Below are 20,866 nucleotides of genomic sequence, written 5' to 3'. Positions count from 1 at the left end.
TGGGGCTCCCTTCCTCGGCAAGACTTGTCGGATCAGATGTGTCACGGTGAAACCGCCGATCCGCTCGCAGGGTGTAAACCGTCATCGCGGGCTCCACGTCGTACCACACCTGCTCACCAGCGTACGAATCAGCCGACAGCACAATCTTTTTCGCATTGCCGCCCCAGGCCGCGGCAAGCGTCCGGCGGATCGAAGCTCGAAATGATGCGCCGGATAGTTCACCTACGATCGCCCTCGTACGCGGACAGTCGGTCCAAGAGCTGAGGGACGGCGCTGAGCTGCGCCCGCTCGTCTGCGCTCAGGAGAGCATCGATGGCCTCGGCGACCCATTCGCGCCTGGCCTCCCGATCTCGGTCGAGGGCAGCGCGTCCCTGCTCGGTGAGGGTCACGAGGAAGCCGCGACGGTCCCGGGGATCGTCCCGTCGGGCGACATACCCCCTGGCCTGCAGATCCGCTACCGCCCGGCTCTGACTCTGGTGGCGTACCCCACGCCACTGGGCAAGGGACGCCGTCGAGGCATCACCTTCACGATCGAGCAGGCCCATAGTCTCCGCAAGAGGTGGCGGCAGAGTGTCGGCATGCGCGCGAGTCGCACGCACGAACCTGCCGATGGAGACCCGCAGCCGCTCCGCCAAGTGATCTCGGTCCGCCACGGATCAACTATACAGCCCCGCTGTATTTGACCCACTGCGCCGAAGGCCGCAGCAACAGCAACCCGGGCAAGTACACGACGCTCGACATATACAGCAAAACTGTATACTTTGAATCGTGCGACAACGCCCGAGCAGGAACGGAACCACCATGCAACTGACGAAATACGCCCACGCCTGCGTCGCCCTGGAGAAGGACGGATCCAGAATCGTGCTGGACCCCGGCACGTTCACCCCCGACGCGAAGGCCGCCGTCACGGGGGCCGCAGCAGTGCTCATCACCCACGAGCACTTCGACCATTTCGACGACAGCCTGCTGGCAGCCGCCCTGGACGACGATCCGGAACTGCGGATCTTCGGACCGCGCGCGGTGCTGGACAAGCTCGGCAGCCACGGCGGGCGGGTGCAAATCCTCACCACCGGGGACGACCTGAGCGTCGGCGGCTTCACCGTCGGTGTCCACGGCGACCGCCACGCCACGATTCACGCCGACATCCCCTGCGTCGACAATCTCGGCTACCTCATCGACGAGACGCTGTTCCACCCCGGCGACGCCTACTTCGTACCCGAGGTGCCCCTCGACACCCTGTTACTGCCCACGAGCGGGCCCTGGACCAAACTGGGCGAGGCGGCCGACTACCTGCGCGCGGTCAAGCCTCGCCGGGTAATCCAGATCCACGAGCTCATGCTCAGCGAACTCGGCCAAACCTCCACCCGAACCCTCCTGGCCGGCCTGACCGGCACCGAAATCACGGTCCTACCCCCTGGCCAGAGCATCGATCTGTGAAAGAACCAGAAGGTGGAAAGAACTGCACGAGGCGATCCCTGAGCTGGAAGCGGACGCCTGACGCCAGTCAGTTCCCCAGTGTCCCGTTGATGGTTAGGTAGAAGGTGCGTAGCGTGACTGCCGGCTTCTCGCTGCGGACACGGATCTGTACCACCGCGTCCGGCGTGTTGGCGGGGACGAGAATCCGGCCCTCCGCCATGCGCGACCGTGGCGACTCCGACAGGGTTCCGCGCGCGACAATCATTCCGTCGCAGACTATTTCGAGCAGATCGGCCTCGGCGTCCTCGTCCGTGTGTGCCCACGCGAACAGCCGATAGGCGATTCCGGGCGCGAGGCCGCCGCCACCGAGCCGGATCGTCGTCGCACCGTCGGCGGCTATCAGCGGAACGACTTCGCCGGTTCGCCCGAAGACGTCCTGATCACCACCCGAAATCTCGACACGGCGCCACGGCAACGGTGAACCTGCGCTCAGCTGCACACCGGCACGATCGTCGCAGCCATGGAGGGAAGCCTCCGGGGGCCCGCCGTAGCGGTGTTTCCAGTCGCTGATCATCGTCCACAGCACGTGTCCGGCGTGCGAGCCGAGTACCGAAGGGGCATAAAGGTATTCACCGGTCACGAGTTCGGTCAGAAAGTCGACCATGTTACCGTCGTACCGGGCCCAGACCGCGGGGCCGTGGAGATGCGCGAGCACCGTCCAACCGTCGGGATCCTCACCTTCGGTGACCCAGAAGAACATGTCGCCGTTGGTACTGCCACCCCACTGGAGCAGGCCACCGGGCTCCGGATAACCGACGAGCGGATTGCCGTCGTCGTCGTAGTCGAAAACCTGGTTGGCAACCAGATCCTGGGCATTGTCGATCAGCGACGTGAGCCGAACCTCACCATTGAGCCGTCGGGACGCCGGGTACAGCACGTACAGCTCGCCGATCCTGCCGTTGCCGTAGTTGTCGATGAAATCCCGATAGTCCGACGGCAGCCGGACCCCACAGGCCGATTCGATGTCGTCCCACGGCGGCGACACCGCTTCGGGCAGCGGTGAGGGCGCCATGATCCCCTTCAGCCGGGAAACCGATGCGTGCATCCCCGGGCTCCTTCCGAATTTCTTTGAACCACAGTCGGTTCCGGTGGTAATAACCGAATATCCAACGGATATGGCGTAGCGCGTGGTGAGAGATCTGTTTGAGTTCTGCTGCGGGACAAAGCCGCTGGTGGTTGCCCTGGCGGCCCGAGCGTACCCGCGACCTGAACCAGGGACCACGTCGGACAGGTCACGGTCGTGAAGATACCCGGTCAGGGGGGCGGCTGCGTCGGTGTGCGCCAACGTCATCGGATCGCCCGAATCCTGCCCGGCCGGGGTCCGGGATGTGCGCGATGTGCGGCGGTAGCCGGCATGAGTCGACGGCGTTCTACCGTGCACGTGGCAGGGATAGCGGCAGCCCGAACGTAGGGAGGACGTTCTCCTCGAAGCGGGTCATGGCGCTGATTCGGCCGCCGGCGAGGGTGAGCACGAACAGGCCGACTCCCTGACTACCGGTGGGGGTGTGCAGGTAGACACCGAACGCCGGTTGACCGTTGGCTCGCGTCGGCACCAGTTCGAATCTCCGTCCCGAGCCGAAAACGAGGGCGCAGAAGCGGGCCACGCTGTTTCGGCCCCGGTACTCCAACGGAATCGGTGGCATCGACATGAAGACGTCGTCGGTCAACAGCGCCACCAACGCATCGATGTCGGCGGATTCGTAGGCGCTGACGAACTTCGCCGCGAGCGCGTTCTCGGCAGGCGAGCCGGCGGCGGGCGGCTGGGCTCCGGCAGCCGTCACCGGAAGTCGATGTCGCATGCCCGCCCGTGCGCGTTTGAGGGCGCTTTTGACCGATTCGACGGTCGTATCGAGCATGTCGGCTACTTCGTTGGCGTGGAATCCGAGGACGTCGCGCAGGATGAGAACGGCGAGCTGGCGAGGCGGCAGAATCTGCAGGGCGGTCACGAACGCCAGGGAAATGGATTCGGATTGCCCGTAGCGGGCCTCCGGACCCAGCGGCACACTGATCGCGCCGTCCAGAAGGGTGTCGGGATAGGGCTCGAGCCAATGGATTTCGCCGAAACCCGTCGGTTCCGGCGGTTCGACTCCCGGAACGTCCCACTGCTTCGCGGGACGCCGGCGTTCGGCGCGCAACGCGTCGAGACACCGGTTGGTCGCGATGCGGTACAGCCACGTGCGAACCGAGGCGCGGCCCTCGAATCGGTCGAGGCCCCGCCACGCCGCCAACATGGTGTCCTGAAGAGCGTCCTCGGCATCCTGAAACGATCCGAGCATCCGGTAGCAGTGCACCTGTAGCTCGCGACGGTGCGGCTCGGTCAGCGCTCGGAACGCCTCGCCGTCGCCGGCCCGCGCCCGCGACATCAGGTCTGTTTTCGCCAGCTCCACTCCGGCCACCTTTCTCCGCGTGTGCGTTTCCATCCTGTACGGACGCCGGCCGCTGCGCGAAGGGGGCGCTCGGGCATCACCCCCTTTTCCGATGTCGCGGCGTCCACACCCGTGACAACCGACAACCTCGTCAAAGGAGCACGGAAATGGGAAAGATCGTCCTCACCTCGAACGTCACACTCGACGGAGTGGTCCAAGACCCGGACGGCGCGGAGGGCTTCGAACACGGCGGCTGGTTCCAAAAATTCGTAGGAGCCAAGGACCTCGAAGACTGGACCGTCCGTGAGACGCGGGAGGCGCTGGACGCCGAGGTGCTGCTTCTGGGCGGGCGGACCAATGAGTGGTTCGCGGACCGGATGACAGAGCAGAACCTGGCGGAGGGCCGTGTGGGCCCCGAGTGGGCGAACAGGGTGCGCAGCATGCCCAAATACGTCGTGTCCTCGACTGTCGAGGACCCTCGGTGGAGCAACGTCACCGTCCTGCGCGGCGACGCGGTCGAGGAGGTTTCGGAGCTGAAGGGCACAGTGGACGGGGACATCCTGATCTACGCCAGCTACCGGCTCGGACGCACACTGATCGAACACAACCTGCTCGACGAACTGCGGCTGGTCGTCTTTCCGGTGGTGGTGGGAACCGGCCGGCGGCTGTTCGACGAGGGCGGCGCCAAGAAGCCGCTACACCTGGTCGACACCCGACAGCTCGGTGACGGCCTGGTGTACTACAGCTACGAACTCGCGCAAGGCTAACGCCCCATCAGCCGGTTCGGCAGGAACGAAAGTAACTGGGTAGCAGTAGGACTCGATGCCAACTGCCGGCGGACATCATCTCTGGAAGGGCTGGCACACGGTCGCGAAAGTGCAGCTCGGCTGCGTCAATCAGTCGTGCTGGCGTGCACGGCGATGATTCGCCAACCGTGGGTCTCGTCGTACAGCCAAGTGCGGGTGTAGCGCATCCTGGCCGCGAACGGCGTACCGGAGACGGTCCCTTCGATCGTGCCGAGAAACCACGTCACCCCGGTACGCCCGTCGGTGAGCACGGTCAACTCCTCCTCGGTCACCTTCGTCACCACCTGCGCTCGGGTGCGGTGCAGCTCCAGGTCGTCCGCCTTGGTCTGAACGTTCGCACCGAAGGTGAAAATCAGCCGATCATCCAGCAGCCGATCCAGCGCCTCGACATCTCCGGCGAGCTGCGCGCTCTGGAGTCGGCGCTCGGCGTCCCGCAAGTTCTCCATGGGGAACACTCTCCCAGCCGGCGCCGCATCCGCGCCAGGACGTTCACACTCGGCTGATCTTCACAGTCCGTCCCGGCAAGGTCGAAGCACCGACCGAGGCGCCGGATTCGTTGCGGTGCCAGGGCGGCCGCTTCGGCGCCGGGGCGGTATGCCCGGTCCCGGGACGGAAGCCGAACAGTGACGGCAGGTCAGTTGCGTACCCGCAGCACGATGCTCGCGGCGACTACGGCCAGCACGATCGCCGCCACGCCGTACACGAGCCGGTGAGTGCGCAGCACTGGAAGGTAGTGGTCGACGGAGAAGCGGCCGGGTCCGGTGAGGGCGAGCGCGGCAGCGGCGAGGGCGAGGGTCGATTCGTATTCGAAACCCTTGGGGGCGAAGAACGAACCGGTTCCGTGCACCTCGATGGCGTTGATCATGACGCCCAGCACGGCGGCCGCCGCCAACGGGGTGAGCAGACCGAGTGCCAGGCCGAGACCGCCGAGGGTTTCGCTGAGCCCGGCAACCGCCGCCATGGCGTCACTCGCGGGATAGCCACTGGCGCTGAAGAATTGGCCGGTGCCGGAGATGCCGCCGCCGCCGAACCAGCCGAAGAGCTTCTGGGTGCCGTGCGCGGCGACGGTCAGGCCGATCACCAGACGCAACACCAGCAGCCCGGCGTCATAGCCGACCTGGCTGGAGGCGTGCGCCACAGGGGCGGTCGCGGTGGTGCTGGTCATGGAAACTCCTATTGTCGGGGTGAGTGATTCAGCCGAGTTGGATGGAGCGTTTGGCGAGGCCGTGCCAAAAGCCGTCGATGACGCTGCGCTGGGTGGCGAGGTCGGCTTCGCCCGCACCGAGGGTGACGAACAGCGGGACGAAGTGCTCGGTGCGCGGGTGCGCGAGATGCGCTGCGGGGGCCTTGTTCTCGAAGTCGAGCAGGGCATCGATATCGCCCGCGGCGAGCACGCCGTGGCCCCACTCGTCGAATTCGGCCATCACCGGATGCACGGAGCCGTCTTCGGTGAGCGCCCGCAGATTGTGCGAGAAGAATCCACTGCCCACGATCAGTACGCCCTCGTCCCGAACCGGAGCGAGCTTGCGCCCGAGCGCCATCAGCTCCGCGGGATCGAGAGTGGGCAGCGACATCTGCAGCACCGGAACGTCTGCCTCCGGATACATCTCCACCAGTGGCACGTACGCACCGTGATCCAGGCCCCGGTCCGGCGCTTCCCGCACCGCCGTCCCCGGACCTTGCACCAACTTCCGAACCTGCGCCGCCAACTCCGGCGCGCCCGGTGCTGGATAACGAACGTCGTAGTAGTGCTGCGGGAAGCCCCAGAAGTCGTACACCAGCGGAACCGTCTCGGTTGCCCCGAGCGTTACCGGCGCGTCTTCCCAATGTGCCGAAACCATCAGCACCGCTTTCGGTTTCGGCAATGCCGCCGACCACTGCGCCAGCTGTTCGGGCCAGATCGGGTCGTCGGCCAGCGGTGGCGCACCGTGCGACAAGTACAAAACCGGCATCCGGTCTGTCCGCTCGGCAGTCATCACACCTCCTATTGTTCAAATTTGAACCTTATGCGGCGATAGTACGCCTTTATTCAAATTCGAACAAGATGGGTAGACTGAGCCCGTGCGATGGCTCGACGACCAGGAAATGCGCGCCTGGAAGGCGCTGCTCTCCGGCTGGGCGCTGCTCGAGCGAGAGATCGACGGCCAGCTCAAACGCGATGCCGGACTGTCCCACGGGCAATACGAGGTGCTGGTCCGGCTGGCCGACGCCCCTGACAGCACCCTCCGCATGACCGCGCTCGCCGACTCGCTGATCAACTCCAAGAGCAGGTTGAGCTATCAGGTGGATCAGCTGGAGAAGGCCGGGCTGGTCTGCCGCGGGACCGTTCCCGGCGACAGCCGCGGCGTCACCGCCACCCTGACCGACAAGGGCCGCCGCGCACTCGAACAAGCCGCCCCCGGGCACGTCACACTGGTCCGCGATCTGCTGATCGACGTTCTCACACCGACACAGTTGACCGCCCTCGCCGACGGCCTCGGCGAAGTCGCACGCCGGATCCAGGAAGCCGAAGGCCAGACCAAAGGCCGAAGCCGGCCCTGACATGCCGCCGGCTGCCGAGTCGTTCGGCCCTGTTATGTCAGGCGCTGCCAACTCCAGGTCATGGAGATCTCGAGAGGGTCGATGGGCGTGACCAGTCGCGGCAGGGTGTTGAGGCCGTTCGGTGGCCCGCTCTGCGGTTCGACGCAAACCGCCCCGGGCTGCTGGTCGTAGATGACGACCCATTCGGCGGCGCTGGTGACCTTCAGTTCGAGAGCACCAGGCCACGCGAGGGTGACGTCGACGCCGTCGGGCATCCCGAAGCAGTCGTCCCAGGGACCGGGCAGGGGTTCGATGCGCTCACCGGTGGGCAGGTAGTCCGGGCCACGGGATTCCTGCCACGACGCGTGAAAGTCGATCTCGACATCGCCACCCTTGCCGAGGTTGCGCAGGAACCAGGGATGCCAGCCGGCCTGCGCCGGGAACGAATCCGCCGAGGCTTCGATCCCCAGACTGAGTGTCACAGAGTGTTCGCCGAGTTCGACCCGCTGCGTGACGCGGCCGGAGTAAGGCCACGGGTCGGCAAGGTCGACGGTGAATGCAGCTGATGTGTCGTCTGCCTGGGTTGTGGTCCAGGCGGAGTCCCGTCCGGTGCCGTGGATGGCGTGCGGCGGGTGGTTGACCGGCATCTGGTGGACGACGCCACCGTTGCGAAAGCGGCCGTAAGCGAGGCGGCCGCACCAGGGCACCATCAGGAAGGCGCCGTATTCGGTTCCCTGGCGGAGCAATTCGATGCCGTCAACGGTCATGCCGCTGATCCGGCATCCGTTGCGAGGGTCGATGGTGACAGCAGCGTTGCCCTGGGCGAGTCGTACGATCTGCTCGGCGTTGGTCACTCCCTGGACAATACGGTTCGAACGCCGATAGCGAGGGGGCCGCACCGGACCGCGGTGCGCTCGATTCGATCTCGACTTACTGCCTAGAGCAACTCGATTTCATCGAATCCGACGGTCAAGTTGTGGCGGCGTTCTCGTAGTACGTTCGTTCACGAGATCATCCGCTAGTTCTCGATTCAGCACCGCCCGCGCGCCGGTACGTTCAGGCGCCGTCGTCCGGGGCGCCGTATTCCTCCGCGGCTGTCCGGACGAAACTGCGGATCAGCGGGCTGCGAGCGGTTTTCGACCATGCCACGACCAGACGGCTCGGCGGGCGATCGGGAAACGGGACGGTCACCAGCCCGGCGGGTAGTGGCTGGTCGAGCGGGGCGAGGGCCGAGGTCCCGTTCCAGAGGACCGCTTGCAGGCATTCCTGGATCGTGCGCAGTTCCGGCGCGGCGCCATCGGGTGTGCCGCACGTCCAGTACGCGGTCCACGCCGGGTCGGTCTCGGCGGGCAGCCGCACCCAGCGGCGGTCGGTCAGATCGTCCGCCGTGACCGACGAACGGTGGGCGAGGGGATCGTTCTCGCGCATCACCACACCGACCGGTATCGAGCGGAGCACACGCATGCCGATTCCGTTGGCGTCGAACGGAGTTCGGGTCAGCGCCACGTCCACGAGCCCGGCGCGCAGCCCGGCCGTCGGATCGCCGAGATCGGTTTCGTGAATCCTGACCTGCACATGCGGATGGCGGGCGCGAAACGCGGCCACCAGCCGGCTGTCGACGTGGGCGGCGGTATCGGCCAGTGTCCCGATGGTCAGTGTCGCGGTGCCGGCCGCGGTGGTCACCCGCTCGCGGATGCGGTCGGCCCGGCGCAGCAGGGCGCACGCCTCCTCGTACAACACCGATCCGGCCGCAGTCGGGACGACACCCTTGGGCGTGCGCTCGAACAACGCCACACCCACGTAGTCCTCGAGTTCGCGGATCGCGCGGGTCAGCGGCGGTTGGGTCATGTGCAGGCGGTGCGCCGCCCGGCCGACATGGCGCTCCTCCGCGACGGCCACGAAGTACCGGAGCAGGCGAAGATCCACCCCACGCACGATACCGAGAGGGTATCGAGGATGCGGAGCGGGACTTGGACACCTTGTACGTCCACCGGCCACCGTGGAAAGCGCAGAACCGAAAGGAGATTCACGCTCATGACCGACGACACGCTCACCGCCGATTGTTTCCGCTACGACACCACCCGCGCACTGTTCGATGCGACCACCACCGTCGACGGCAGCGCGCTCACCATGCACACCGCGGCCACCCTGCCGGAGATCTTCGAACGGACGATCCGCGACCGGGGATACGACATCGCGGAACTGGGACTCACGTTCTACCTGCGCCTGCTCGACGCGGGCCTACCGTACGTGGCGCTGCCGATCTTCCCGAACCGGGTGTTCCGTCATTCCTGCGTCTTCGTCAACGTCCACGCCGGTATCACTCGCCCCGCGCAGCTCGCCGGGCGCACCATCGGGGAGTTCGGCACCTACGGTCAGGACTCCGGCGTGTGGGCCAAAGGCATCTTCGCCGACGATTACGACTTTCACCCGGAACGCAGCCGCTGGGTGATCGGCGGACTGGACAAACCCATGGCCCCCTTCGATTTCGTACCGCACCCGCCTCCCGCCGACGTCGAGGTGACCGCCGCACCCGAGGGCGCCTGTCTGAGCGCGATGCTGGACGCGGGCGAGATCGAGGCCCTGTTCTCGGCGAACGTCCCTCAGTGCGTACTCGACGGATCACCGAACGTCGCCCGCCTGTTTCCCGACGCCGAACTCCTGGAGCGCGAGTATCACCGGCGCACCGGGCTCTTCCCGATCATGCACGTCATCGTCGTGCGCCGCGACCTGCTGCGCGAACGTCCCGGCCTCGCGCGCGAAATCTTCCGGGTCTTCAACGAGGCGAAAGACACTGTGGCGGAATACTATCGCCGCAATCGCCGCCTCTACGAGGTGCAGACCATGGTGCCGTGGTTCAACGCACTGGTCGAACGCAACGCCGAGCAATTCGGCGACGACTGGTGGCCCTACGGCATCGCGGCCAACCGCCCCACCCTCGACACCTATCTGCGCTACCACGCCGAACAGGGACTGTCCTCGCGACAGTGGGCGATCGAGGACCTCTTCGCCCGAGAACTGCTCGACACCTGACCGTCGAACTTCCGCGGTCCAGCATCAGGGGTGGCCCCATGGTAGCGATCAGCTCCCCGTGCGGCTGTCGGCCTCACTCCCCTGGGTGCGGGTCCGCTCCGCCAGAGAGCCGACACACAGATCACGCTCGGCACACTCGGTCAAAATTCGCGGCAGCGCCTCCAGGGTCGCGCGCCACGAGCCTGGCGCCGATGTGCAGTCGGAGTCGTGCAGCAGGATGGTGCCCCCGGGGCGGAGTTCGCGGATCACTCGGCGTGCCACCGTGTCCGGCGTTGCGGTCCGCATCCAGTCCTTACCGCACGCGGTCCACAGCACCGGCGTCATTTCCAGCCGCCGGGCCGTGGTCAGCGCCGCGGCCGAGAGTATTCCGTAGGGCGGTCGGTAGTGCAGCGGTCTACTCCGAGTCGTCTCCGCGATCAGGCCGTACGCGCGCGCGATGTCGCGGTGCGTCGATACCGGCCCGCGCGCCAGCAGGCAGCGGTGGCTCCAGCCGTGCAGCGCTACCTCGTGACCTTCCGCGACGATCCGAGCGCCGAGCGCCGGTGCCCGCTCGAGCATCGATCCGAGGAGGAAGAACGTCGCGTGCACGCCGGCAGTGGCCAGTGCGTCCAGGACGGCCGGTGTCGACGCCGGATCCGGACCGTCGTCGAAGGTCAATGCGACCGTGCCGGTATCCGCGTATCCGGACAGGCGAGGGGTCAGGTGCTCGCGAACCGCGGAGATCGCCGTGACCGATGGGAGCGCATTGAGCGTCACGGCACCGGCACCAGCGATCATCGCCTGCGCGACAGCGGATTTCATGCGCTCGTTCGCCCCCGCACGGCGTTTCGCGCTTCCCACTCGCTGCCCAGCATGTCAGCGAGTCCCAGCCGCGCGTGCCACCCCAGTTCCCGACCGATTCTGGCGATATCGGCGATCACGCGGGGCGGGTCGCCCGGCCGTCGGTCGCCGACCTCGTACCGGAACCGCTCACCGGTCACCGCGTGGGCGGCATCGAGAATTTCGAATACCGAGTACCCGCGCCCGGTGCCGACGTTGTACACCGAATTCCCCGTCCCGCCGCACTCGAGCCGTTCGACCGCGCTGACGTGTGCGTTCGCGACATCGAGCACGTGTACGAAGTCGCGGACGCAGGATCCGTCCGGCGTCGGGTAGTCCGCACCGAAGACGACCGGCGGCCGGCCGGTCGAAATCGCGTGCAGCACATTGGGAATCAAGCCGGTCGCGTTTCGATCCCCGAGCCCCGGGCCGCCCGCCCCCGCGACGTTGAAATAGCGCAGTACGGTCGAACTCAGCGCGTCGAACGCCGCGGCGGCGTCGGCGACGATCCACTCGCATGCGAGCTTGCTGCGCCCGTACGGGTTTATCGGGCACGGCGGTGTCTGTTCGCGTACCGAACCGTCTCCGACCTGCGAGCCGTATATCGCTGCGCTGGAAGAGAATACGAGATGTTCGACGCCGGTAGCGCGCATCGCGGCGAGCAAGGTGCGGGTTCCGCCGGTGTTCTGCTCGTAGTACTCGAGCGGGTGGGACATCGAATCCACTGCCGATTTCCGGCCGGCGAGGTGGGCGACTCCGGTGATTTCGTGGTCGCGCAGTGCGGCGGTCATGGCCGCGAAGTCGGTGACCGACGCCGCGACCGTCGCGACATCATCGGGTATCGCAGCGCGGCGACCGGTCGAGAAATCGTCGAGGACGACCACGGACCGGCCGGTCGCACGGAGCGCGCGCACCACGTGCGATCCGATATAACCGCCACCACCGGTCACCAGCCAGCTCACCCTACCCTCCTCGGGGTCGGGTCGGTCTCCGCCTCGAGCCTGCGCGCGGCCGACGCGCGATCGCGGCCGAGACATGTCACACCGACAGATACCGCCAGCAACGCGAGGACGAAGGCGGCGCCCGCGCCGCCTCCGGGGATCTCGTCACCGAGCACGGTGACACCGAGCACGACGGGAACGAACGAGGACAGAAAGCTGGCGACCGGAAATGTGAGGACCGCGGCGCCCGCCTGCAGACCGCGCTGCAGCAGGCTGATCCCGAGCACCGAACATACCGCCAGGACATACGGTGTCGGCGTGGCGAGCATCGTCCAGGGACGGTGTAGCTCGAAAGTGAGTCCGACCTGGCGTGTCGCGACCGTTGCGATGCCGTAGGCGATTCCCGCCGCGGTGCCGAACCCGAGCGCCGCGACCCATGGTCGTGGGGTCCTGGTACCGAGGTCCCCCACGACCGCCCCGGCCGCGGCGGCCACTACGCCGCCAACGACGAACAGGAGCATCTCTACGTTCGACGCGGGCGAACCGAGTGCCGATTCGTCGTTGAACGCATACGCCATCAGGCCGGTGCCGAGCACCATCGCGACGATCCCGTAGCGCCCCACCGCCGCCAGCCGTTCATCGAGACCGCGGCGGGCAATCACAACGAGAAACACCATGTCCAGGGTCAGCAAGGGCGCGACCAGAGTCGCCGGCGCCACCGAGAACGCGTATGCCTCGGCCGCGAAACCGCCCATCTCACAAGCCAATCCGAACAGCCACAGCGGCCGCACGGCGAGCCGCGCCAGCAACAGCAGTCCCAGGCCGCCGCCGTGCGCGGTCCGCCGCGCCGCCGTGGCCTGGATTGCCGGCGCGCACCCGTACAGCGCCGCGGCTACGACCACCGCCGGCAACCCGTAAGTCAGCGACTGATTCACGGCGCCGACGCCCGGCCGCCCAGCCCGACCCGGTCCAGCGTGGCGCCGAACGCCTCTTCCCACGCCTCGGGTTCGACGGCAATTCGAGTCGGCGGTGGTTCGATTCGCTCCAGACAAGCCAGAACGCAACGCCGGATCGCCTCCGGTTGCGCGGAGGTCACCGCGGCAGCGCCACGCACGAGCTCCTGATGGAGGTTGTCTCGACCGTGTCCGGGCACGACGTCGAGCAGCAGCAAGTCGCGGCCGATCACTCTCGCCTCGGCGCAGGTATCCCCCGACGAGGTGATGACGAGATCGGCGGCGGACATCAGCACGGGAATCTCGTCGGTGAAACCGAAGGGGACGATCCGCTCCGTTCCAGCGGCCATCGACCGCAGCCGCGCTTCCAGTCCGGCATTGCGGCCCGCCACGACCAGCACGTGAACGCCCGCGCGCGCGATCAGGTCGGCCGCCTCGGCCAGCGGACCGATACCCCACGCCCCCGATATGAGCAGCACGCATTTCGCGTTCCGGGGCACGCCCAACGCGTCCCGCGCCTCGGCTTGCGGCGGCGCCCGGTAGAACTGCGGGCGTACCGGCGCCGGTACCACCGCGATCTCCGCGCCGGGTTCGAAGCGCCGGATGTAGCGGGCCGCCGGGTCCGAGGTCACCAGGTAGAGATCGGTGTTCGGATGCACCCACAACCGATGCGGGCAGGTGTCGGTGCAGAACACCGCATTCACCACATCGGGATGACGATCCTTGATCCGACTGGCCGCGGCGGCGCCGGTGGCGAACACCGACACCAGCAACTGCACCGGCCGGTCGCGCAGCCGCGCGTCCAGGGCCGGAACCAGGTAGCGGCACGATGCCGCGTCGATGAACCGGGCCAGCCGGCCCCCGGAGCGCAGTGGCCCGAAGTGGAAGGCGTCGTACAGGCCGGGCACGGCGAGCATGCCGCGAAACACCTTCTCGCCGAGTCCACCTCGACGGTTTCCCATCATGCGCATGCTGTCGACCGTGTCGGTCGCCCAGCCGCGCCGGCGCAGCGACACCGCGCATGCGTCGGCCATCACATCGTGTCCCATACCGAGCGAGCCGGACAGCAGCAGCGCGGAGGGAGTCGACATAGCTACCCGTTTCCGCGGGCCGCGGCCGTGTCCGGATGCTCCGCCAGATACCACTCGACGTATCGCCGGACGCCGTCCTGGAACGAGGTCGTGGGTCGCCACCCGATCAGCTTGTCGGCCAGGGCGTTCGATACGTCGATGCCCCGGAAATCACCCGGCCGCGCCGGAACATGCTCGATCGGGGTACCGGGAAAACGCGCCTGCACCGCCTCCGCCATATCGAGCACACTCACCCGCTCGCTGCCTTCGAGCGCGATCACCTGGTTCTCGGCAGCGTCGTCGAGCACGCGTGCATGCGCGTCGGCGAGGTCCTCGACGAAAACGTAGTTGCGGAATTGTTTGCCGTCTCCGGCGACAGTCAGCGGCTCACCCGCGATGGCTTTGCGAACGAATCGGGCCAGGACGAGTTCGTCTCTCATGCCGGGCCCATACGGCACGCCGTAGCGCAAAATCGTGAACGGCACGTCGTAGGTCTCGGCGTAGCTGTGGATCAGCATCTCCGCGGCGATCTTCGTCGAGGTGTAGATGTGGCCGGCCTTGGCCAACGCCATCGGCGCCGCCTCCGTCAGCGGCCGCGTTCCGTCCGAGACGTCGAAGGCGGCCCCGTACACCCATACGGTGCTGGCGAAGACGACTCGGCGCAGGCCGTGGACGCGGGCCGCGTCCAGGATGTTGGCGGTGCCGTCCACGTTCAATCGCACCGTCCGCAGCGGATCGCGATGCGCCACATCGACATTCGACATGCCGGCCAAATGGAAGATCACCTCGAGATCCGCCGAGGCGCCGACGACGGCGGACGAGTCGAGCACGTCCACCCGGCGGAATCGCGCTCGAGGGTCCGGACTCGACGGGGCGACCGTATCCAGGGCGTAGACCGTGTGTCCGGATTCGGCGAGCCGGTGAATCACGTGGGCTCCGATGAAGCCGGAGCCGCCTGTCACTCCGATCCGCATGTCTTGTTCAGCCTCCCATCAGTGTGTCTCGGACCTCGCACAACGCAGCCAGCACATGATCGACCTCGGCATCGGTCATGTCGGAATGCAACGGCAGGCAGATGTGCCGGGCACAGATATCGTCGGCAACCTCGAGCCGGCGGCCGCCGAAGCGCTCGAACACCGGTTGCCGATGCAGCGGCGCCTCGTACACCTCACCGGTCAGCGCGACCCCGAACCGTTCCTTGACCGCCTTCTTGAACTGCGCCCGGTCGATGTCGTCGGTGGGCAACACGATGTACTTGTAGTAGTTGCTGCGCCCTTCGGGAGCGATGGCGAGCCGCTCGAATCCGTCCATCGCGTCGATCGCCGCGTCGTAGCGGTGTGCCGCGGCCTGGCGCACCCGCAGAAATTCGGGAAGGTGACGCAGGTGAACCAGGCCGACCGCAGCGTGCAGCTCACTCATCCGCCAGGCATACCCCTCACGGATGTGCACGTTTCCGAGGAAGCCGGCCTTGCCCTGGTCTCGGTAGATCACGGCCTCGTCGCGGATACGCTCGTCGGCGGTCACGATCATTCCGCCCTCGCCGCTGGTCAGCACCTTCGTCGGATAGAACGAGAAAGCACCCGCGACGCCGAAGGAGCCCGCGAACCGCCCACCGTAGCTACAGCCGTGGGCATGCGCCGCATCCTCGATGAGCACGATCCCCCGCTCGTCGCACAGCTCCCGCAGGGCCGGCGCATCGGGCGAGACCAATCCGCCGATATGGACGAGCACGACGGCCGCCGTGTCGGGTCCGAGCGCGGCCTCCACGGTCGCGGGCGACAGCGCGAAGGTATCGCGATCGACGTCGGCGAAGACCGGGTTGCCGCCCGCGCGCAGCACCGAAAATCCGGTGGCGGCGAAGGTATTCGCCGGCACGACGACGTCACGTCCGGCAACGCCGACGCTGCGCAGGATGATCTCCAACGCGGCGGTTCCGCTGCTGACCGCGACCGCATAGGGGGCGCCGTGGGCGGCGGCGAAATCGGATTCGAACTCTCGCGTATTGGGCCCGAGAGTGAGCGCACCGGTGCTCAGCGCGGTGGTGACACGACGGGCGATTTCGTCTCGATCATCGTCGGTGAACAGGATTCGCGCAGCCGGAATCTGCATACGAGCCTTCCCTCGTCAGCGAAGTATCCATTTGTCGGCTACCGCGGACGCCATCGGACCAACTCGAAATGCGCCGCCGTACTGCCACTACACAACCGGGCTACGCACGAACACGGAAGGCCGAGTACCCACCGGCTCCAGCCGCGGCATCATCCATTTCGACCAAGCAGGACGAATCTTACACGGGCGAGCACCTCTACCAGCGATTATTCGATCCGATCCGTCACGCGGTCAGCGTCCTGGTCACCACATCGGAGCCCCACGGCTCACCTTTTCGCACGGCGTGTCGGTGCGGTCCGAGGCGATCACCGACGGTTGCTCGGCCGGGCCAGCAGCGTCAGGCCGACCGAGAGTGCGGCGCTGGCCAGGGCCGGGCGCCGGTATCGGGGTGAGCCGAGGAATGCGAGCATGCTCAGGGCGTGCAGGACATCCACCGCGCGCACGACGCGGACCGGCGGTCGAGGCACCACCAGCAGCATTGCGCCCTGCACGCCGTATCGGGCGCCGAGCAGCCGCGCCACGGTCACGGCCCTCGGGGCGGGGCCGACGAACCGGCGGGGAGCGCTCAGCAGAATCACACCGCATACGCCGGCGACGATGCCCGCCAGCCGGCTCCGCCGGACCGCCGAACCGGATGCGCGGGCGCTCACAGCCGGGACCGGCGCGAACGGGACCACAGGCCCAGCGCCGCCGTAGCGACCCCGGCGACGGCAGCGGCCACCGCGCCGTGGTGCTGACCGGCCCACAACTGCGCACTGTGTCCGGTGGACCGGGCATCGAAGATGCCGTGGGCGCCGAAGTCCCTGCCCTGCTCGCCATCGGCGGGATGCCACAGATTTTCGGGCTGTTCGGGGTCGCGGGGTTGATCGGTCTGCTGGGAATCGAAACCCGTTTTGGCTAGATAACGATCGAGCAGGCCCGGCGCGATCGCATTGGCGGCCAGCGTGGCCGCGGTGCTGCCGCCCACCCAGTATTCGCGTCGGTTCGGGTGGTCGGCGGCGTACAGCACAGCGCGGGCGGCGACCTCCGGCTGGTAGATCGGCGGCACCGGCTGAGCCTGCTTCGGCAGCCGCGACAGCACCCATGAGAACTGCGGCGTGTTCACCGCGGGCATCTGCACCATGGTCACCCGCACCCCGCTGCGCTCGTGCAGCAGTTCGCATCGCAACGACTCGTGAAAACCTTGAATGGCATGTTTCGCTCCGCAATAGGCGCTCTGCAGCGGGATGCCGCGATACGCCAGCGCCGACCCGACATGCACGATCGTGCCTCGATTGCGGGCCTTCATCCGCTTCAGAGCCGCCATCGTGGCGTAGACGTAGCCGAGGTAGGAGACCTCGGTGACCCGCCGGAACTCCGCGGGCTCGATCTCGTCGAACGGTGCGAACACGGAAGTGAACGCGACATTCACCCACACATCGACCGGCCCGAGTTCCTGTTCGACCCGCTCGGCCGCCGCTGTCACCTGCTCGCTCTCGGCCACATCGGTGGGCACGACCAGAGCGGTACCGCCCGCCCGACGAATCTGCTCGGCCGCGGCCGCCAAACCGGTTTCGCCCCTGGCCAGCAGCGCTACCCTGTCCCCTCGCCGGCCGAAGGCCACCGCAGTCGCGCGGCCGATACCGCCGCTGGCACCGGTCACCACAACCACCCGCGACTTATGTTCGCTGTCGGTCATACACCCTCCGTTCCTCCCCCCTGCTGTCCGGTGCGAGCCGAATCCCACTGGTTATCGGCTCGCACTCCATCGTTGGCGGTTCGCGCTCATGCGGTCCGGCGCATGCCCAGTGCCATCGAGCTCAGCCCGAGCAGCACGGCGACCGCACCGGCGACCACGTTGCTCCAGATCGTCGCGGGATGGGCGACATTGCCGCTGACCACCCAGGGGCTGATGATCATCCAGACGCCGATCAGCGGAGCGGCCCAGACGATGCCGTGCACGCGTCCGTACATCGAGGCGAACCCCAGCGCCAGCACCGCCAGAGCGGTTCCGACGATCAGGTTGTTCGCGGTCAAGGTCGGATAGCCGTGGAAACCGACGACCCACGCCGAGATCGCGATGTAGAGCCCGGTCAGGAACATCACGCCGATGACAGCTTGCGCGGCCGGTTCCATCGCGGCGAGTTCGTACTTCTCGTACTTGGCCCGCAACTCCACGATGTCGGGATGCAGGCTCATGTTCATGGCGTCAGTAGCCATGTCTTCCACCACCTTTCGGCTGCACGGTGAAGACCAGCGGCTGAGATCGACAACGACGAGAGGCGGAACCGGTCCGGAACACCGCCGGTCTTATGTCATGACATGATAATATCATGACATGACATATGAGTCGACGTCGTCGCCCGATCTCACCGATCAGGAGTACTCGCGGCTGTTGATGTTCCGCGTCGGACTGCGCCGGTTCCTGCGCTGGAGTGAACACCGGGCGGCCGACGTGGGACTCACCGCCGCGCAGCACCAACTGCTCCTGGCGATCCGAGGCCATCTAGGCCCGGATGGACCCAGCATCGGCGAGCTCGCGGAATACCTGTGCACCCGGCACCACAGCGTGGTGCAGCTGATCGATCGCACCGAACAACTCGGGCTCGTCACCCGCAACCGGGAAGGCGGCACGGACCGACGCGTCGTGCGCCTCTCCCTGACCGAGACCGGAAAACGTGCTCTCGCCCAGCTCAGTGCTACCCATCTGGAAGAACTTCGTCGGCTGACCCCGCTCGTCGATGCAGTGACCGGCTCGGCCACTACCGGCCTGCAGGCACAGCTCTGAACCGACAGCCTCGAAGTGCGGTTAGTTGTCGGGGCCGGTGAAAGGGTGCGGACGTTTGGCGAGCAGTTTGTACAGCGTCTGTTGAATGGTTTCGCGGATGTGGCCGGCGAGGTCGAACATGGCCATCGGATCGCCGGCGGCCGCCGGGGCGAAGCCGTCGGTCGGGATCGGGGTGCCGAATTCGATGTACCACTTGGAGGGCAGCGGGACTGCACCGAGCACGCCAAGGTGCGGGAATGTCGGTGTCACCGGGAAGTAGGGCAACCCGAGCAGCCGGGCCAGCGGGGTGATGTCGGCGAGCTTGGGGTAGATCTCCTCGGAGCCGACGATCGAGCACGGAATGATCGGCACGCGCGCCTCGACCGCCGCAGAAGCGAATCCGCCGCGTCCGAACCGCTGCAGCTTGTACCGCTGACGGTAGGGCTTGCCGACACCCTTGAACCCTTCGGGGAACACTCCGGCCAGCTCGCCGGAGCGCAGCAGGCGTTCGGCGTCGGCGGGGCAGGCCAGGGTATGCCCGGCCTTGCGGGCCAACCCGCCCAGGATGGGCAGGTCGAAGACCAGATCGGCGGCCAGCAACCGCAGAAGCCGTTGTTCGGGGTGTCGGTCGTGCACGGCCAGCTGGAGCATCAGGGCGTCGATGGGGAGTACGCCCGCGTGGTTGGCCACGATCAGGGCGCCGCCGGTATCGGGGATGTTGTCGACGCCGGTGACCTGCACCCGGAACCAGAGGTCGGACAGGGGCCGCAGAGCCGGCAGCAGAACCGATTCCAACAGGTGTTCGTCCAAGCCGAACTCGTCGACCCTGTAGTCGCCGGTGAAGCGGCGGCGAGCGAATTCGGCGGTGCCGCGGATTCCGTTGATGATCGTGGCGCCGGCCGAGGCGCCCGGGCTGCGCGGGGTCGCCGGCGCCAGTCGCCCGGTCAGTGACGTCACCGGGCGTAACGCCGGCCGGCTCGGCCATTGCCGCGACGCCGGCCGTTGCCGCGCCTCGAAGTCGCTGTCGCGCAGTCGAATCACCTTGGCCACGTCACTCATCAGCCCGACCCCGTTCCGGCCTCGGCCAGGGGTCATCGAGTGCCGGAACTATCGTGGCTTTCCCGATAGGCATAGTGAGCACCACCGTTCGATTCGTTGCGGAAACACTTCCCGGCCCCTCGGCCGGTTCGAGCTCAGCGGGGCCGGGATCAACGTGGCGTCGCTGTGGACAGTGGCGGAACGGTCAGCGGAGGGTGACCATGATCGCGCTGCCGACCACGGTCGCGGTGACGCCGAGCAGGTGTTCGGTGATCATCGCGGCGATCGGCTGGATGTGGCGGTCCTTGCGGGCGACGACGGCGAGAGTGCGGGCGTCGATGACGTGAGTGAAGGCGAGATCGCCCACCGTCGTTGCCGCGAGCATGTCCCGCGGAAGTGTCGGAGCGGGTAACGCGCGCACGGCGTCTCGCACCCGGTGGATAACGCCGACCGCGTGCTGCGGGATCTCGAGCGGGTGGTGGATCGGGGGCGGGGGAAGCATCGCGGTGGTCATCGCATTTCCTCGAATCTCCGGTATGGGCGGTTGTGTCGAGTCGCCGCCCTGCCGGGCCGGTGGGTCATGAATGACGCGTGTCATAACCGGGGTGGCTTGGCTGGCGAGCCTCGCACGAATCAGTTTATACAAAGCAATATTGTAAAAACTAGGAGGTGGGTCACATGCCCGCCACGGACGTGACGCAGAACAGACCGTCGGAGGTGGATGTGAACAATCAGCCGCGTCAGTTCGATTGCCGGGTCGCCACGGCGGACGGTGAACGACCAGGGCAGGGGCAGGTCGTGGAGGATACGATGCCGGCCCCGGCGCTGGTTATCGCGCGGAGTCCGTTTGCGCCGGGGCGGGCCCGGCGCTGCCGGTGGTGGTGAGATGGGCCAAGCACAGATCGGGTTCCGCGAATGCCTCGAGCCGCTCGACTGCCAGCGGCGCGGCCCGGCCCTCCAGCACGCCCTGCATCAGGCCCAGATGGATC

The 20,866-nt window shown here is 67.0% G+C and carries 24 protein-coding genes; 5 read left to right on the top strand and 19 right to left on the bottom strand.

The window, feature by feature from the left end:
- Positions 1 to 218: 218 nt before the first annotated feature.
- Entirely contained in the window at positions 219 to 545 is a 327-nt protein-coding gene (locus A5780_RS42965; protein ID WP_227462993.1) for a MarR family transcriptional regulator, read from the bottom strand.
- 256 nt (positions 546 to 801) lie between these two features.
- On the opposite strand from A5780_RS42965, the gene A5780_RS05420 reads away from it, so the two are divergent.
- Complete coding sequence (locus tag A5780_RS05420) at positions 802 to 1,437, top strand: MBL fold metallo-hydrolase (RefSeq protein WP_063018607.1); 636 nt, start codon at positions 802 to 804, stop codon at positions 1,435 to 1,437.
- A gap of 67 nt (positions 1,438 to 1,504) precedes the next feature.
- On the opposite strand, the gene A5780_RS05415 is transcribed toward A5780_RS05420, so the two are convergent.
- Entirely contained in the window at positions 1,505 to 2,767 is a 1,263-nt protein-coding gene (locus A5780_RS05415) for an SMI1/KNR4 family protein (protein WP_156769368.1), read from the bottom strand.
- A gap of 79 nt (positions 2,768 to 2,846) precedes the next feature.
- Complete coding sequence (locus tag A5780_RS05410; RefSeq protein WP_369829509.1) at positions 2,847 to 3,863, bottom strand: sigma-70 family RNA polymerase sigma factor; 1,017 nt, start codon at positions 3,861 to 3,863, stop codon at positions 2,847 to 2,849.
- A gap of 146 nt (positions 3,864 to 4,009) precedes the next feature.
- Between A5780_RS05410 and A5780_RS05405 the strand changes: the two genes are divergently transcribed.
- The gene (locus A5780_RS05405; protein ID WP_064907865.1) at positions 4,010 to 4,609 is read left to right on the top strand and encodes a dihydrofolate reductase family protein; all 600 of its coding nucleotides are present in this window, start codon (positions 4,010 to 4,012) and stop codon (positions 4,607 to 4,609) included.
- A 125-nt stretch (positions 4,610 to 4,734) separates the two neighbouring features.
- Here A5780_RS05405 and A5780_RS05400 read toward each other — a convergent pair whose 3' ends face one another.
- The 3 genes from A5780_RS05400 to A5780_RS05390 form a co-directional block, all read right to left on the bottom strand.
- Entirely contained in the window at positions 4,735 to 5,094 is a 360-nt protein-coding gene (locus A5780_RS05400; RefSeq protein WP_064903280.1) for a nuclear transport factor 2 family protein, read from the bottom strand.
- A 188-nt stretch (positions 5,095 to 5,282) separates the two neighbouring features.
- Positions 5,283 to 5,813 carry a DoxX family protein gene (locus tag A5780_RS05395; RefSeq protein WP_064907864.1) on the bottom strand — a complete coding sequence of 177 codons (531 nt, stop codon included), beginning with the start codon at positions 5,811 to 5,813 and terminating at the stop codon, positions 5,283 to 5,285.
- A 28-nt stretch (positions 5,814 to 5,841) separates the two neighbouring features.
- The gene (locus A5780_RS05390) at positions 5,842 to 6,624 is read right to left on the bottom strand and encodes a dioxygenase (protein ID WP_064907863.1); all 783 of its coding nucleotides are present in this window, start codon (positions 6,622 to 6,624) and stop codon (positions 5,842 to 5,844) included.
- 85 nt (positions 6,625 to 6,709) lie between these two features.
- Between A5780_RS05390 and A5780_RS05385 the strand changes: the two genes are divergently transcribed.
- Complete coding sequence (locus A5780_RS05385) at positions 6,710 to 7,189, top strand: MarR family winged helix-turn-helix transcriptional regulator (RefSeq protein ID WP_227462992.1); 480 nt, start codon at positions 6,710 to 6,712, stop codon at positions 7,187 to 7,189.
- Between the two features lie 32 nt (positions 7,190 to 7,221).
- On the opposite strand, the gene A5780_RS05380 is transcribed toward A5780_RS05385, so the two are convergent.
- Both A5780_RS05380 and A5780_RS05375 read right to left on the bottom strand, forming a co-directional pair.
- Positions 7,222 to 8,022 (bottom strand): aldose epimerase, encoded by an 801-nt coding sequence (locus A5780_RS05380; protein ID WP_064907862.1) that lies wholly within the window; start codon positions 8,020 to 8,022, stop codon positions 7,222 to 7,224.
- 202 nt (positions 8,023 to 8,224) lie between these two features.
- Positions 8,225 to 9,094 carry a LysR family transcriptional regulator gene (locus A5780_RS05375; RefSeq protein WP_064907861.1) on the bottom strand — a complete coding sequence of 290 codons (870 nt, stop codon included), beginning with the start codon at positions 9,092 to 9,094 and terminating at the stop codon, positions 8,225 to 8,227.
- Between the two features lie 108 nt (positions 9,095 to 9,202).
- Here A5780_RS05375 and A5780_RS05370 point away from each other — a divergent pair, with 108 nt between their 5' ends.
- The gene (locus A5780_RS05370) at positions 9,203 to 10,201 is read left to right on the top strand and encodes a 4,5-dihydroxyphthalate decarboxylase (RefSeq protein ID WP_156769367.1); all 999 of its coding nucleotides are present in this window, start codon (positions 9,203 to 9,205) and stop codon (positions 10,199 to 10,201) included.
- Between the two features lie 48 nt (positions 10,202 to 10,249).
- Here A5780_RS05370 and A5780_RS05365 read toward each other — a convergent pair whose 3' ends face one another.
- From A5780_RS05365 to A5780_RS05325, 9 genes are all read right to left on the bottom strand, one after another.
- Positions 10,250 to 11,002 carry a polysaccharide deacetylase family protein gene (locus tag A5780_RS05365; RefSeq protein WP_064907860.1) on the bottom strand — a complete coding sequence of 251 codons (753 nt, stop codon included), beginning with the start codon at positions 11,000 to 11,002 and terminating at the stop codon, positions 10,250 to 10,252.
- A complete protein-coding gene (galE, locus tag A5780_RS05360) occupies positions 10,999 to 11,982 on the bottom strand; it encodes a UDP-glucose 4-epimerase GalE (RefSeq protein ID WP_064907859.1) in 984 nt (327 codons plus the stop codon). Before galE ends, A5780_RS05365 begins: the two co-directional genes overlap by 4 nt.
- Complete coding sequence (locus tag A5780_RS05355) at positions 11,979 to 12,896, bottom strand: DMT family transporter (protein ID WP_063018631.1); 918 nt, start codon at positions 12,894 to 12,896, stop codon at positions 11,979 to 11,981. Before A5780_RS05355 ends, galE begins: the two co-directional genes overlap by 4 nt.
- On the bottom strand, positions 12,893 to 14,005 hold the full coding sequence (locus A5780_RS05350) for a glycosyl hydrolase (RefSeq protein ID WP_064903264.1): 1,113 nt from the start codon (positions 14,003 to 14,005) through the stop codon (positions 12,893 to 12,895). Before A5780_RS05350 ends, A5780_RS05355 begins: the two co-directional genes overlap by 4 nt.
- A 2-nt stretch (positions 14,006 to 14,007) precedes the next feature.
- Complete coding sequence (locus A5780_RS05345) at positions 14,008 to 14,946, bottom strand: NAD(P)-dependent oxidoreductase (RefSeq protein WP_197516592.1); 939 nt, start codon at positions 14,944 to 14,946, stop codon at positions 14,008 to 14,010.
- Positions 14,947 to 14,965: 19 nt separating this feature from the next.
- Positions 14,966 to 16,093, bottom strand: coding sequence for a DegT/DnrJ/EryC1/StrS aminotransferase family protein (locus A5780_RS05340; RefSeq protein ID WP_064907858.1), 1,128 nt, complete (start codon positions 16,091 to 16,093; stop codon positions 14,966 to 14,968).
- Positions 16,094 to 16,398: 305 nt separating this feature from the next.
- Positions 16,399 to 16,743 (bottom strand): hypothetical protein, encoded by a 345-nt coding sequence (locus tag A5780_RS05335; RefSeq protein WP_146098592.1) that lies wholly within the window; start codon positions 16,741 to 16,743, stop codon positions 16,399 to 16,401.
- Positions 16,740 to 17,771, bottom strand: a complete 1,032-nt coding sequence (locus A5780_RS05330; RefSeq protein WP_064903258.1) for an SDR family oxidoreductase — start codon at positions 17,769 to 17,771, stop codon at positions 16,740 to 16,742. Before A5780_RS05330 ends, A5780_RS05335 begins: the two co-directional genes overlap by 4 nt.
- 86 nt (positions 17,772 to 17,857) lie before the next feature.
- Positions 17,858 to 18,292 (bottom strand): SPW repeat protein, encoded by a 435-nt coding sequence (locus A5780_RS05325; RefSeq protein ID WP_063018649.1) that lies wholly within the window; start codon positions 18,290 to 18,292, stop codon positions 17,858 to 17,860.
- Between the two features lie 118 nt (positions 18,293 to 18,410).
- Between A5780_RS05325 and A5780_RS05320 the strand changes: the two genes are divergently transcribed.
- Positions 18,411 to 18,860 (top strand): MarR family winged helix-turn-helix transcriptional regulator, encoded by a 450-nt coding sequence (locus tag A5780_RS05320; RefSeq protein ID WP_064903256.1) that lies wholly within the window; start codon positions 18,411 to 18,413, stop codon positions 18,858 to 18,860.
- Positions 18,861 to 18,881: 21 nt separating this feature from the next.
- On the opposite strand, the gene A5780_RS05315 is transcribed toward A5780_RS05320, so the two are convergent.
- Together A5780_RS05315 and A5780_RS05310 are read right to left on the bottom strand one after the other, a co-directional pair.
- Positions 18,882 to 19,898, bottom strand: a complete 1,017-nt coding sequence (locus A5780_RS05315; protein ID WP_064907855.1) for a lysophospholipid acyltransferase family protein — start codon at positions 19,896 to 19,898, stop codon at positions 18,882 to 18,884.
- A 184-nt stretch (positions 19,899 to 20,082) separates the two neighbouring features.
- Positions 20,083 to 20,391: a hypothetical protein gene (locus A5780_RS05310; protein ID WP_064903252.1), complete on the bottom strand. Its 309-nt coding sequence runs from the start codon at positions 20,389 to 20,391 to the stop codon at positions 20,083 to 20,085.
- Between the last annotated feature and the right edge of the window lie 475 nt (positions 20,392 to 20,866).

Origin of the sequence: Nocardia sp. 852002-20019_SCH5090214, from assembly GCF_001665865.1 — a bacterium.
GTDB lineage: Bacteria > Actinomycetota > Actinomycetes > Mycobacteriales > Mycobacteriaceae > Nocardia > Nocardia nova.
The sequence above is the reverse complement of the archived record's forward strand: the minus strand, read 5'-3'. Positions and strand labels throughout refer to the sequence as shown.